Genomic DNA, 14024 nt, shown 5'->3' with positions numbered 1-14024 from the left:
AAGTCATTAACCGCCAACGCATCTTGAATATCTGCGGCCAGCATATTGGGATTGTTAGTCACATGAGTTCGTTGGATTGCCAGTCGTTCAAGCTGGTCGCGCGCAAACTCTTGAAAAGGCTTGTAACACGACTCGCCGTTGCGCCACTGGCAATAGATGTAAAAAGTTAACTTTCATCTGAAACGTCAATTGCGTTTGTTTATTCAAAACAACGGGCTGTTGGATGAGCTGTGCAAATCGTTCCCGTCCCACTGTCGTAATCGTCGCCAATTTCTGCGGGCGTTTACTCGTCGTATCCTTAAACGCCAGCGTCAATTCCTCGGCTGTCGCTAGTTTATCCAACAATGGGTATAACGCACCAAAACTGATTGTCAGTTCAGACCCAACCACGTTTACTAGCGCCTTTCGCAACTGATATCCCGTCATCGGGTGGTCCATCAGTTGACCTAAAATAAATAATTCATACATTTCAACTCACCTAACTTTCGCGATTCTTAGTATATGTATCTTTTCGATATATTGCAAGGGTTAATCATAAATCAACTATGACAACAGTCCTTCAATCGCTGAAATTCTCGTTTTCAAGTGGCTGCCAATCTTGTACTCACAATTAACTAGCAAAATTGTCAAAACAATGCCTCAAATAACGGTTTAGCACCAAAAAGTGCTATGATAGGAAGACATTAACTAAGGGGGTTAGACACGATGAATTCAATTATTGAAGATTTACAACTAGCTGCACGCCAAGGATTCTTAATCAATTTGTACCAAACCAATAGCGACGTGGTGTACACCGGCTACATCGACCGTCTGGCACCCGATGGCGTCGTCATCAACACTCATGACGATGCTGGTCTTCACGACGGTGCAGTCTTCGCACGCTACGACAGTATTGATGAAGTTGAAACAACGAGTGAAGATCTCGACAATATGACTTTCCGAATTGCCAACGCTGAAACCGAGGGACTGAACGCCGTCCCCCAACCAGACATTGATTTAGATGAACAGCAAGCCGTCCTACCACAACTTGCCATGCAAGCTCAGGCTGACGGGCAAGTTATTCTATTAGTCTTAGCCGATAGTGATAATTATTTGGAGGGACAGGTCAATCACGTCACTGCCCAATCATTAACTTTCACTGTTTTTGACAAATTTAATTTCACCCACCACGATCGCCGCGAAATCGCGCTAAGTGACATTCAAACTCTTGAATTTTGCGGTAATGAGCTCTTACTTGAAAGTGCATTCGTAAAAACCACTCGGCCACACGAAGACACCATCCGCGTCAGCGGTGATCCAGCCGTAGATGCTACCTTAAAACAGGCAGCCAAAGATAATGAACTGATTGCGATTCGTTCCGCAGACGGCTCCGGCATGTTCTTCGTAGGCTTCATCAACACGTTGAATACGGATAGCGTATTGATCAATCTAATCGACATGACCGGGCAGTTCGGTGGTTACACACTATGCCGCCGGTCACTGATCGAATCGGTGACGATTCAATCCGACTATCTACAGACCATGCGCGGCTTCATTGAATTGAATCAACAATATGAACTCAATGTTCAGCCCGTCCTCAACGATGAACGGCTCTTCGACGCCACGACCGACTTATTTGAAAGTATCCTGCGACAAGCTGCCACTTTCAATAACTTGGTGCATCTGACAACCGAAAATCCAATGCTACCTGCTATGACGGGCTACCCAAGCACACTAACCAATGGTCACTTCGTCTTCTATACGGTGGACGAAGATAACCAGATTAATCACGTGGGACATCTGATTGAACTCGATCAGGTAGTGGAACTTTCCTTCGGTTACATGGACGCCTACTTGCTGGAGAAACGCCTGAAGAATGCCGGTAATCTGTAGTCTAACAAGCAACTAACCGATTGATCTATAAAAACAACAAATAACGACTTGATTCGATCCGAAGATCTGAATCAAGTCGCTATTTTTAATCAGTCTAGGAATTTACACATTTACTTCAGCCTCTCTAATTTTTGCCATCTTTTGCCCCAAATTCAGTCTTCTAACTTGTTAAGTATGTATTCGTAAATTAAGATATAAACAGCGTTCCTGCAGCATTTAATGTCAAAATAATAACAAGCAATCACCAAGTATCATGTTTCTTCAAAAATCACAAATTATTCAAGGAGGAATCTTATCAATGAAAGCTATCGTCGTCACTCATCCAGGTGGGCCCGAAGTATTAAACTACACTGATGTTCCGTTACCAGAACTAAAGCCTGGCTGGACGCGCGTTAAAGTCGCTGGTTTCGGCATCAACCATTCCGAAGTTTTCACTCGTGAAGGCCAATCACCATCCGTTCAATTCCCACGGATTCTGGGTATCGAAGTCGTTGGAACCATCGACGCAACTACCGCACCTGATGATTTCACGGTCGGTCAACGAGTCGTCTCACTGATGGGCGAAATGGGCAGGGCATTTGATGGCAGTTATGCCGAATACGTTTTATTACCAAATAAGCAGGTCTATCCGATAACGTCCACGTTAAGTTGGGACAAAATGGCGGCCATTCCCGAGACCTACTATACCGCCTTCGGTATTTTTAAGAGCCTCCAAATTAAGGAAAACGATCGCATTCTGATTCGAGCTGCAACTAGTAGTGTCGGGATTGCCGCACTGCAACTTATCAAGTCTTTGCCCTTTAAGACTGAAGTAGTCGGGACAACTCGTTCTGATAAGAAGAACGATCAATTAATCGCACTGGGTATCGATGAAGTATTAGTCACCCCCGATACGCTACACTTACCTGAAAATAGCGGCACTTTCGATAAAGTTATCGACCTAATTGGCCCAGCCTCAGTTTCCGATTCCTTAGCGCACCTTAATGAATTCGGAATTGTCAGTTCTACTGGCCAATTAGGCGGTCAGTGGACCCTTAATGATTTTGACCCGATTACTGCTATTCCCAATAATAGTTATCTGACCGGATTCTACTCAGGTGACGTTTCAGCCAAACTGATTCAGGAATTATTTACGTATATTGAAGAGCGGCACATCGACGTCACTCCTAGCAAAGTTTTCTCACTTGATGAAACACGGCAAGCTCACGAATACTCAGCCAGCGCAACCGGCTTGGGTAAAGTCGTTGTCCTCGTTAATTAAATTAACTGTTAATATCATTTTTAAAACTGAATAATCAGACTTTTCTACTTTTAAAGGACCACAGTATCAGCGAAAAATGCTAATACTGCGGTCCTTTCGATACTGATTATTCTTATTCCTCAAAATAAATCTGATAATGCCGCTGACACCTCGGATTAAACCACTGCTGACAATAAGGGCAACGGCCAAGTTGATACTGATCTGTCGTCAATCGATGCCGACAAACGCCACACAAAACTGCTAACGATCCTATTTTGCTAGCCACAAAATAATGGTCACAAAGGGTGTCGTGACACTGATAACACGCATAGTATCGTTGACATTCAGCACACCACAACGCCGCAACATCTTCATCTTGATGATAGTGTTGACAACGACCCGCAATATCTAACCCGATACCATAAATTTCAGTCATCCATCCCACCGCCTTATGCTGGTAAGTCTACTTTGATCACTTCGCCACTCATATAAGTCTTCCGTTCACCGTCACTAGTTTCAACGACCAAACCACCACGTTCATCAATCGCTGCGGCCGTGCCGTGAATCGTTTGATTACCAACTTGTAACGTGACTTGTTGGCCTAACACCATTGAATTCTCCCGGTAAGTCGGCAAGAATTCAGCCTGTGAGTAGTGTTGATCTAATGCAACTAATTGCGCTAATAACGCTGCGGCCAACCGATTACGATCAACAGCAGTCGTTGGATCAATCGCCTGTGCACGCGTCACCAATTCCTCTGGAAAGTCGGTCGTCGTTAAGTTGAGACCGACGCCCACGATAAAAGCTGAGGCAGAGGTCGATTCTAACTCTAAGGTGGCTTCCGTAATAATACCGCCAACTTTGCGTTGATCCATCAAGATATCATTGACCCATTTCAATGCAAACACCTTATCTGGGTAGAAACGCTGTAGCACCGTCAATACACTGACAGCCACACCCGTCGTTAATAATCCCACATTCGCCAACGCATTCGTGGGATTCGGCAAGATCAAGCTAAAATACAAACCAGTCTGGGCGGGCGAATAGAATTCACGTCCTTGGCGACCGTAACCCGCAGTCTGCTGATCCGCAAAAAATGCCGCGTACTGTGGCTGGTGCCGACTCAAAAATTGTTTAGCTAAGCTTTGAGTTGAATTCGTTTCACTAACCACTTCAATTGGGCCAGCAAACTGCTGCTGACCATAGATTTGAATGGCATTAGCATCCAATTGCTGACTACCGGCATAACGATAACCGCGATTTTTGCGACTTTCAATCAGATGCCCCTGTTTCTTCAGCGCGTTAATTGCTTTCCAGACGCTCTCACGACTACGGCCACTCTGCTGAGCCAACTCATCTCCCGATAGCCAAGTATCAGGATTCTGGAGCAACGCGGCCAAAACTTGTTCCTTTGTTGTCATGCTAATTCCTCCTACACCTACATCGCAATATCGAAGTTAACTGCCGCCCGGACACGTCGCGCAACCAGCACAGCCAGGCCAGCCTTGATTAAATCCCCTGGAATAAATGCTAGGTTAGATAACAATGCTGCTGACAACGCCATGTGCGATTGCGCGGCCAGCCAAACGCCACCAACGCAATCAATAAACAAAATCCCACCGATACCGACAATCAATAATTCTCGCCACCAATTTTTAGCAGTAGTCGCGTGTGTTACGTGCATTAACGTCCCAATTAACCACGGTGTTAACAGCCAAGCAACTAAGTAGCCACCGGTTGGTCCCAAGAAGACCGCGGCGCCACCACGGCCACCGGACAATAGCGGTAACCCCAATGCGACCAATGCTAAAAACAGCCCTACCGCAATCGTGCCATACTTACGTCCCAATAATTCGGCTGCCAGAAAGATCCCCATATTCTGTAAAATGACTGGTACCGGAATAAATCCGATTGGAATACCCGGGAAAAAGCCAAGTACGATAATCAGTGCGGTCACCATCGCCGTCTGTGTTAAGTGTTTTGCCGTTTGTTGATTCGTCATGATTGCACCCCTGTTAATCAATTTAAACGCAATTATAGACCAACAGTAACCCGATATCAATACCATGGGTTACTGTTTAACAAAAAAAGTCCCGTAACCACGATTAAATGGTTACGGGACTTACAAATCAATCTTTAGGAATCCGTTTTTCAACGTGGTACTTACGTGCTTCCGGGTTGGGAGTATCCGCCGAAATCAAATCATCCGCATAAAAGACCGAGTAGCCGTTCTCTTGTTCCAACGGCCGGGCGATCATCAGCCCACGCTTGCGACCGTGCTGCGCGTTATACACGTCAGCACTACGGAGAGCTTCACTATAATCGTGAGATTCCGAAATCGCATCACCGGGATTAAATAAGACATTTTCATCCATTGCAATCAGCTCCTTGTAGTTTATACCTTAATTATACACGCTGAACCGGTAACGTTGAAAGTTTAAAGATTGATATCAACGTTATAAGTTAATTGTGACAGCGTCAAACCCTTAGTGACCAATTGACCAATCAAAGCTTGGGCTTTATCACGCATTTGCGCAACCATCACTTTATCCTGTTCCGTCAAGAAATCAGTCAAGGCTTCACCAGATAACTTAGCGGCTTGTTCGTCAGTTTTAGCAACGAATTGAACTAATTCGATCCGGCATTCCTTCAAGTAATCGATATCTTCTTGAACGAAGTCAGCGTAGTGTGATTCCACGATCATTGAAAGCGTCCGGTATAACCAGTAAGCACTCTTCATGTCATGGGTAAGTGGTGTGTTGGCAAAACTGGGATCAGTTTCAGACACATTGGCATGGAATGGCAAGTATGGTGCAAATGAAGGCACCCCAAAGGTCATCCACATAATGGCGCTTTGTTCTTCAGGCACGTCATTACGAATCTGCATCACGTGTGAGTTTTGGGTACGGTTCATTGAGATTGGCCGGAATTTCTTAGCTTCTGGCGTATTCAAGAATGGATCGTACTTCGTTTCGTTGTAATGTGAACCTAAGACGTATTCAATGTCCGCAACTGAGATCTTCTTAGTTGCGTAACAGATGAATGGCAATTCACTTGATTGTGGATCCTGTTCGATTTCAGGATTGAAGTAATGTTGACCATACCAAACACGTGGGGTGTTGTAGTGACGGTCTTTTTCATTGTCTGTCCCGAAGATGTGACGGAAGTTAAAACCTTCCTTATCAGGGTTCAAATGGTTACTTTCAACAAATTCTTGAATGCCATCTGACCACATAAAGTTGTCATTATCGTTGAAATCAACCCATTGGATGGCAACCTGGTTAGCTGCGACTGCGTAAGCATCGTCAGGAATCCGTTGAGCAACCCAGTGATGACCAGTAACAATTTCCATGTACCAAACATCATTTTTATCGTTGAAGAGAACACCGTTACCTTCTGGCGAACCATACTTGGCAATCAAGTTACCTAAGTATTCAACCCCGCCCTTAGCGGAATCAATGAATGGCGTTACCATCGTTGGTAGTGAGTCTTCAGCTAAACCATTTTTAACAAATGGATCAAACGTTAAAGTGTGTTCGTTACCGTAAACACTTTCGGTAGAAGAAACACCGACGTTCTTTTCGTTAAAACCGTTTTCTTCGAAGACACCTTTTTCGGCAACTTCAATATTAGGAACGGCTTGGTAGCGGTAGCCGTCTGCTGGTAGGGGGGCGGTAAAACCGTTCTTACCAGAAGTTAACGTTTCATTCCGACCGTGAACGGCTGGATGAACGATAAATTTTTGTGGTGTGATGGGCATAAAAGTATCATCATTACGAGCAGTCATCGGTGAACCGTCAACGGTGGCCTTTTTACCTACTAAAATGGTTGTACAAGCTTGTTCGTACATGCAAACATCTCCAGTCTTTAAAATCATGATCACATTCAATGATACACGCTCTCATTAAAAATGCCACCTTATCGGAAGCGCTAACAGTTAATTCTTACGCAATTTTAATTGCAGATGTTTTTATTTATTAAAACCAATCTTTTTATACTTTAATGAATAATTCTTAATTTCGAAAAATCATCGCCACACTTTCTTCACAATTGGTTGTTATGATGTATCCATAGCAATTAAGGATCCCCCTCCAAGGTTGCTATATAAAATAATTAACATTTTTTTCATTTACTCCTCCAAAGTAATGAAATTTGTCAAAGCGAAATCTTTGACAGCTTGGTGAGCGGCATGTGAACGTCCCCCCGCTTATATGAATAAACGCTCATCAAGTTTTCTATATACGATTCCCCGTCGTATATAGACCTACTCCTTTTGACCTTCGTATTCCCGTACGAAGGTTTTTTTGTGCAGAGTGTGAGGTCCAAGCGGGTAGGTGGCGAGGATTAGCCTAGCCATATCATTGGTTGGGCGGGCTTTCCCAATCGATGATGTGGCGTAGCTAACCACAACCACCTGCTTGGCCCGAACACGTTTCGACTATCTCGAGTGATGCGGTTTTGGCATTGTAACAGTAGCGTAGCAAGCACAACCAGCTGCCCCGCCGAGCATATTTCGACTACATAACAGTACTACAGAATTCCCCTTCATCTCCCACCCACAACATCCCCACCTAACTTCCCCCTATAAACAGCTCCGCCACGTAACTAAACCCATGCAAAAGCCTATCATTCTCTACATAAACGGCCTATAATCTAATTATTATCTAGTTAAAGGTGGGAAGACATATGCAAGAAGGATACTTGGATCAACGCTTAATCGGGCAACAGTTCGTTATTCAACCAACTGATCTAACTGACGGTGTTACCTTCTATGGTATCTTTTACCATTTGCACGCCGCCGTACCGTTACACGTTGGTGATACCGTCGAAATTACGGCCACCAGCCCGCACGGTTTAACAGTAATTATCATAGTACCATCAGAATAAGGGGGATTTTATTATGTTAGGTCTAATTATTGGCATCATCATCGTATTACTCGTTATTTTAACGTTGGCTGCGTCCATTCGAATTATTACGCAGCCTAATCAGGGGGTCGTCTTAACTTTCGGGAAGTTCGAACGGGTCTTAGATTCTGGGATTCATTTTATCAAACCATTTATCTCACGGATTATTACGGTAAATACCGCTCAAACACCGGTCGATCTTAATCAACAAGTTGTTATCACTAAAGATAACGCTGAAATTTCAGTTAAAATTTCACTGAAGTATCACGTCACTAATATCGAAGATTTTGTTTTCAAAAATGAGGATTCTGTTCGTAGTATGATTCAAGATACGCGGGCAGCACTTCGTGGAATCATTGGGAATAAAGAACTTAATGAAGTTTTGAACGGGACGCAAGAAATTAACGCTGCGTTGTTCAAAGAAATTTCATCTGTAACAGCCGGTTATGGTTTGAACGTTGATCGGGTCAATATTGACTCGGTTAATCCTTCCGCTGACATCCAAGCTTCGATGAACAAACTCTTGCAAGCTACCCGTGAACGGGACGCTACCATCGCAACCGCTGAAGGTAAGAGCAAGTCGATTACCTTAGAAAACGAAGCCAACAATAAAGCGTTACTGGCAACTAACAAGGCACAAAATGAAGCGTTAGTTAATAGCGCTACCGCCAAAGCAACCGCCGTTCAGACAGAAGCGGACGCCGATGCTTACCGGACTCGGATCTTGAACGAAGCCTTATCGCAATCATCTGAAAACTACTTCATCTTCCAGAATACCGAAGCCGTTAAAGCTTTGGCAGACGGTAAAGCTAACACCGTCGTCTTACCAAACCAGACGTTGGATAGCCTCGGCTTAATTCCAGCATTAACTAAAATTGGCAAACTGACTAATAACCCGTCATAATACCAGTTTAAAAAAGACAATTACTCAATTTAAATCAGCAAAAGACCCTTTAACACAACAGGTTAAAGGGTCTTTTGCTGTCTTATCCCGCTATCAGTGGTACTTTAAATATGATTATTATTTTAAATAGGTTAAAATTAAATTGCATAAAACTATGTTTAGAGGTGTTAATTGTGAAACAACCTTGGCAAACCGCGTGGCCTGAGCGAATTAGTTATGGGCTCAGTGACGCCGCGGACAATCTGGTCTTTCAAATGATGACCACGTACCTGCTATTTTTCTATACGGATGTTTACGGCCTTTCCACGAGCGCCGCTGCGATTCTGTTCATCGTTGCCCGCTTGGCCGATGTCGTCGAAAGCTTAATTATCGGTATCATGATTGACCACACCCACTCACGTTTCGGCAAGAGTCGGCCGTTCTTTCTGTGGTACGCGTTACCGTACGTGCTCTTTGCGGTCTTAACTTTTGTAACGCCAAACTTCAACGATACTGGCAAATTGGTCTGGGCATACGTAACCTACTTAGGATTAGGATTCTTCTACACCGCCGTCAACTTGCCGATCACTTCGATCTTACCGGCACTTTCCCAAAACGAACGTGAACTGACGTTATTAGGGGTTATTCGGCAATTCTTCGGCAGCAGTGTTCAGATTATCGTCGCTGTCTTCACGCTGCCACTCGTTGCGTTCTTTGGTCGTGGTAATCAGCAACATGGCTTCTTACTCACGATTATCCTATTCGGTGTGATTTCGTTGGCCCTGATTTTAAATACCTTCTTTCAAGTACGTGAACGGTTCAGCCAGCCTGAGCAGCCACATCAATCAGCAAAAATCATCTGGGGTATGCTGAAGAAAAATCAGCCGTGGTTCGTGCTCTCAGGTGTGATTCTGTTGTTCTGGCTGACAACTGCCATTAAGAATCAAACAACCATTTATTATTTCAAATATCTGATCAATCGCGAAGATCTCGTCCCAGTGGTCAATGCCTTTACGTTTGCCTCGTTAATCGGAGTTGTTCTAATCGTGCGGTTAGCAAATCACCATGGCAATAAAAAGACGATGTTGGTCGGAATTATTACCGCAGCAATCGGTCAACTTGTTTTAGGCCTAGGAACCACACTAGGTCACCTGCCATTAATCTTCGGTGGCACCCTCGTCAACGCGGTCGGTAATGGTCTAATCGTTGGTCTTGTATCCATCATGATTGCAGATACAATCCGCTATGGTACGGCCCTCGGAATTCAGGCAGAAGGCATCTTAGCTTCAACCGACGATTTTGGCGTCAACGTCGGCTTAGGACTCGGTGGTCTGGTCACAGCTGGCCTCTTCCACCTGAGCGGTTACACAGCCAATCACGCGCAAAACGTGGCAACTCAACACATGATTACGTTGAACTATGCTTGGTTACCACTACTGCTCTACTTGGTAATGTTCATCGTTCTGCTCTTCTATAACGAAAAGCAATTACAAACGGTCATTCACGCGGAATAGTAAACACGTCTGAGATTTTATCTCAGACGTGTTTTTGCATTGATCCCCACAACACAAAACTAGACCTTTATTTATGTATGAAAAAAGCCGACTCCCAAGAGTCGACTTTTTCTGAATCAAAGATTCAATTATTTAACTGCTGGAGTTTTGAACCAGCCAATACGTGACGTAACAACGTCAAGAATAGCTTTCTTACCAGGAGCCAATAACTTACGAGGATCGTAGCCCTTACCAGTTTGGTCAGCGCCTGATTCGATATAAGCACGGGTTGCGTCAGCAAAAGCAACTTGGTTTTCAGTGTTAACGTTAACCTTGCTAATACCTAATTCAACAGCCTTAACGATTTGGTCCTTAGGAATACCAGAACCACCATGAAGTACTAATGGCATTTTAACTGCTTCTGAGATTTCTTGAAGACGGTCAAAGTGTAAGCCAGTCCAGTTAGCTGGGTACTTACCATGGATGTTACCGATACCAGCAGCTAAGATGTCGATACCAGTAGCAGCTAAAGTCTTAGCTTCTTCAACATCAGCTAATTCACCTTCACCGATAATACCGTCTTCTTCACCACCAATTGAACCAACTTCGGCTTCAACAGAGATGCCCTTAGCATGAGCTAATTTGACGATTTCCTTAGTCTTTTCTAAGTTTTCGGCAAATGGTAGGTCATGACCATCAAACATAACTGAAGAGTAACCAACTTCGATACATTCTTTAGCAGCTTCGTAGTTACCATGGTCTAAGTGCATTACAACAGGAACAGTAATGTTTAAGCTTTCCATAGTGTCAGCAACTAAGTCCATAACGAGTTTGTAGCCGCCCATGTAAGTAGCAGCGCCCATTGAAACTTGGATAATAACAGGTGTCTTAGTATCTTGAGCAGCCTGTAAGATGCTTTGAGTCCATTCAAGGTTGTTAGTGTTGAACGCACCAATAGCGTATTGGTTATCGTATGCGTTACGTGTCATATCAACAGCATTTACAAATGACATAAAGTAAACCCTCCTAGGTTAATTAAGAGATCTATTTTTGAATCACATTCATTTTAGCACACTTTTAGATAGGAGTGATAACCGATTTGACATATTTATTCCGCTATAACACCTACTTATTTCTAGCTTTTCACCGCTACGGCAAATGGAAGCCCTTCCATTTATGATAAATTATTTAATGCCGGTTAATAATCATAATTTAAAAGCAAAACTTACAATTGTGAATATAGTAACTATTATCACTACATTTAAAATGTAAGCGTAATCATTAATTTCATTTAAGAATGCCGTTATAATAGCAATAAACAATCAAATAAACTTGTTTTTGAAATTTAAAATTAGCTATTTACATTTGTGAAAAAGTATTTATAATAGGACTTGTGAAATAAACAACAAGCCGGCGTCGCAAATAGGAGGAATCATTGATGTTAAAAACAATCGATAAAAGTTCTGAAGTTAAACAAGCTACCGATCGCCTAGCCTTAAACGCTTCCCTAGCTGCTAGTCGCTTAGAAGTCATGAACCAAGAACAAGTTGATCAAGCAGTCGCAGCCTTAGCTAAGGCTGCTCACGCTGCTCGTGGTATGTTAGCTGAAATGGCTATCGAAGAAACTGGCCGTGGGAATTACCAAGATAAAGTGGCTAAGAATGAATTCGCAGCTAAAAATGTCTACGACTATATCAAGGACGACAAAACTGTGGGTATCATCAATGACGATCCTGTCAGTGGCATTATCAAAGTCGCTGAACCAGTTGGGATCATTGCTGGGGTAACACCCGTTACTAACCCAACTTCAACGGTTATCTTCAATGCGATGCTGGCTTTAAAGACACGTAATCCAATTATCTTCGGTTTCCACCCCTTCGCTCAAAAAGCTTGTGTGGCTACCGGTAAAATCATCCGTGACGCGGCGATTGAAGCCGGTGCACCCAAAGACTGGATTCAATGGATTGAGCAACCAAGTCTCGAAGCAACTAATGCTTTGATGAACCACCCTAGCGTGGCAACCATCATCGCAACTGGTGGTGCCGGCATGGTCAAGACGGCCTATTCTACGGGCAAACCAGCTTTAGGCGTTGGCCCTGGTAACGTTCCTTGTTTCATTGAAAAGACAGCTGATGTTAAACAGGCTGTCGATGATGTCATCACGTCTAAGTCATTTGATAACGGAATGATCTGTGCCTCTGAATCCAACCTAATCGTGGATGACAGTATCTATGACCAGGTTAAAAGTGAATTAAGTCACAACGGCGTTTACTTTGTCGGCGAAGATAACTTCAAAGCCCTCGAAAGTACCGTTATGAACCTTGAAAAACAAGCCGTTGATCCTAAAGTTGCGGGTCAGACACCATGGCAAATCGCTAAGTGGGCCGGCTTTGAAGTTCCAACTGACACTAAGGTCTTAGCCGTTGAACTTCCCGATATCGGTGGTGACCAAGTGTTGTCACGTGAAAAGTTATCACCTGTCTTGGCCGTGGTTCACGCTAAAGATACTGACGCCGGTTTCAACTTAATGAAACGTAGCCTTGCTTTAGGTGGTTTAGGTCACACTGCCGCCTTGCACACAACGGACGAACAAGTCATGAACAAGTTTGCGCTTGAAATGACTGCTTGCCGTGCCTTGATCAACGTTCCATCATCACAAGGAGCCATTGGTTTCAAATATGACAACGTTGCCCCATCACTTACTTTGGGCTGTGGAACTTGGGGTCATAACTCAATCTCTCACAATTTGGAAGACTGGGACTTATTGAACATCAAGACCGTTGCCAAACGCTTAAATAAAATTCGTTAATCCTTCAAGATTACTGAAACACTAGTTGTTGCCGCCAACCAAACGTTTTAGTTATGTTTTACATCAATAAAGCACGCTACGATTACCTCCTATTTAGGAATCTCGTAGCGTGCTTTATTTTCGTACATCATTTTTCAGACATTCACTTTGCTTCACTAATTTACACAAAAGTAACCTAATCCTAAACAAGTCTCTACATAGAACAGTTACTCTTAGAACATAATTAAATAGCTTTGCCCATGCTTCATGTTAAAATAACTGCATCAGGACCTTATCAAGCACGTAGACTACCTATGCTAAACGCATCTAAAGGCAATCAAACAACTCGAATTACTGTTAATCTAAGCACTAGTCAAAAACAACAAGCAGAAACAATTGCTAATAATATGGGAATTACTTTAGACGATGCTCTAAAAATTTTCATCAATCAAATGATTACAGATAATGGGCTCCCATTTCGACCTACTAACCAGTTAAGTGATCTGGATCCGGCTTTGATTGAAGCACAATCTAAAAATTTAAAACAGTATAATCGCACCGGCTTACATGCTCACTCAAAAAATTTATGTGACATAGCCGATGCTGAATAAGGTTCAAACAACTAAAGTTTTTGACCGTAACTACAAGAAATTATATAAAAAGCACCTGGACATGCAACAACTGGCTGTTACTTTATGAGATTAATACTGATAAAGTTCTAACACTACTTGCTACCGGTGACCATTCAATTCTATCACGTCCAATTAATCGGGCATCACTTTAAACAGATCCATTGCAAGAACAGCCTAATTCCACTGAAACAGCTTCCGTCTCAGTCAAATT

General features: G+C 43.2%; 14 protein-coding genes. 7 read left to right on the top strand and 7 right to left on the bottom strand.

Going from position 1 to position 14024, the window contains the following annotated elements:
- Window positions 1-87 precede the first annotated feature (87 nt).
- Complete coding sequence (locus tag ACG95_RS12970; protein ID WP_237756526.1) at window positions 88-468, bottom strand: PadR family transcriptional regulator; 381 nt, start codon at window positions 466-468, stop codon at window positions 88-90.
- Window positions 469-705: 237 nt separating this feature from the next.
- Here ACG95_RS12970 and ACG95_RS12965 point away from each other — a divergent pair, with 237 nt between their 5' ends.
- Window positions 706-1872, top strand: coding sequence for a hypothetical protein (locus ACG95_RS12965; RefSeq protein WP_048000937.1), 1167 nt, complete (start codon window positions 706-708; stop codon window positions 1870-1872).
- A 298-nt stretch (window positions 1873-2170) separates the two neighbouring features.
- Complete coding sequence (locus ACG95_RS12960; RefSeq protein ID WP_048000936.1) at window positions 2171-3133, top strand: zinc-binding alcohol dehydrogenase family protein; 963 nt, start codon at window positions 2171-2173, stop codon at window positions 3131-3133.
- Window positions 3134-3245: 112 nt separating this feature from the next.
- On the opposite strand, the gene ACG95_RS14280 is transcribed toward ACG95_RS12960, so the two are convergent.
- The 5 genes from ACG95_RS14280 to ACG95_RS12940 form a co-directional block, all read right to left on the bottom strand.
- Window positions 3246-3548, bottom strand: a complete 303-nt coding sequence (locus ACG95_RS14280; RefSeq protein ID WP_082137374.1) for a CHY zinc finger protein — start codon at window positions 3546-3548, stop codon at window positions 3246-3248.
- 13 nt (window positions 3549-3561) lie between these two features.
- Window positions 3562-4533, bottom strand: coding sequence for a biotin--[acetyl-CoA-carboxylase] ligase (locus tag ACG95_RS12955; RefSeq protein WP_048000935.1), 972 nt, complete (start codon window positions 4531-4533; stop codon window positions 3562-3564).
- A 17-nt stretch (window positions 4534-4550) separates the two neighbouring features.
- Complete coding sequence (locus ACG95_RS12950) at window positions 4551-5114, bottom strand: biotin transporter BioY (protein ID WP_048000934.1); 564 nt, start codon at window positions 5112-5114, stop codon at window positions 4551-4553.
- A 127-nt stretch (window positions 5115-5241) separates the two neighbouring features.
- Window positions 5242-5487, bottom strand: coding sequence for a hypothetical protein (locus ACG95_RS12945; RefSeq protein WP_048000933.1), 246 nt, complete (start codon window positions 5485-5487; stop codon window positions 5242-5244).
- Between the two features lie 62 nt (window positions 5488-5549).
- Window positions 5550-6962 (bottom strand): C69 family dipeptidase, encoded by a 1413-nt coding sequence (locus ACG95_RS12940; protein WP_048000932.1) that lies wholly within the window; start codon window positions 6960-6962, stop codon window positions 5550-5552.
- 836 nt (window positions 6963-7798) lie between these two features.
- Between ACG95_RS12940 and ACG95_RS12935 the strand changes: the two genes are divergently transcribed.
- The 3 genes from ACG95_RS12935 to ACG95_RS12925 all read left to right on the top strand — a co-directional run bounded on the left by ACG95_RS12935 (window position 7799) and on the right by ACG95_RS12925 (window position 10414).
- Entirely contained in the window at window positions 7799-7999 is a 201-nt protein-coding gene (locus ACG95_RS12935) for a hypothetical protein (RefSeq protein ID WP_048000931.1), read from the top strand.
- 13 nt (window positions 8000-8012) lie between these two features.
- Window positions 8013-8921 (top strand): SPFH domain-containing protein, encoded by a 909-nt coding sequence (locus ACG95_RS12930; protein WP_048000930.1) that lies wholly within the window; start codon window positions 8013-8015, stop codon window positions 8919-8921.
- 173 nt (window positions 8922-9094) lie between these two features.
- Window positions 9095-10414 (top strand): MFS transporter, encoded by a 1320-nt coding sequence (locus ACG95_RS12925; RefSeq protein WP_048000929.1) that lies wholly within the window; start codon window positions 9095-9097, stop codon window positions 10412-10414.
- A gap of 128 nt (window positions 10415-10542) precedes the next feature.
- Here ACG95_RS12925 and fba read toward each other — a convergent pair whose 3' ends face one another.
- Window positions 10543-11406 carry a class II fructose-1,6-bisphosphate aldolase gene (gene fba, locus ACG95_RS12920; protein ID WP_048000928.1) on the bottom strand — a complete coding sequence of 288 codons (864 nt, stop codon included), beginning with the start codon at window positions 11404-11406 and terminating at the stop codon, window positions 10543-10545.
- A gap of 425 nt (window positions 11407-11831) precedes the next feature.
- On the opposite strand from fba, the gene ACG95_RS12915 reads away from it, so the two are divergent.
- Window positions 11832-13202, top strand: a complete 1371-nt coding sequence (locus ACG95_RS12915) for an aldehyde dehydrogenase family protein (RefSeq protein WP_048001005.1) — start codon at window positions 11832-11834, stop codon at window positions 13200-13202.
- 239 nt (window positions 13203-13441) lie between these two features.
- Window positions 13442-13792 (top strand): type II toxin-antitoxin system RelB/DinJ family antitoxin, encoded by a 351-nt coding sequence (locus tag ACG95_RS12910; RefSeq protein WP_082137373.1) that lies wholly within the window; start codon window positions 13442-13444, stop codon window positions 13790-13792.
- Window positions 13793-14024: the final 232 nt, after the last annotated feature.

It is taken from the genome of Lactiplantibacillus herbarum (assembly GCF_001039045.1).
Lineage (GTDB): Bacteria > Bacillota > Bacilli > Lactobacillales > Lactobacillaceae > Lactiplantibacillus > Lactiplantibacillus herbarum.
This window is presented reverse-complemented; position numbering and strand designations above follow the sequence as displayed.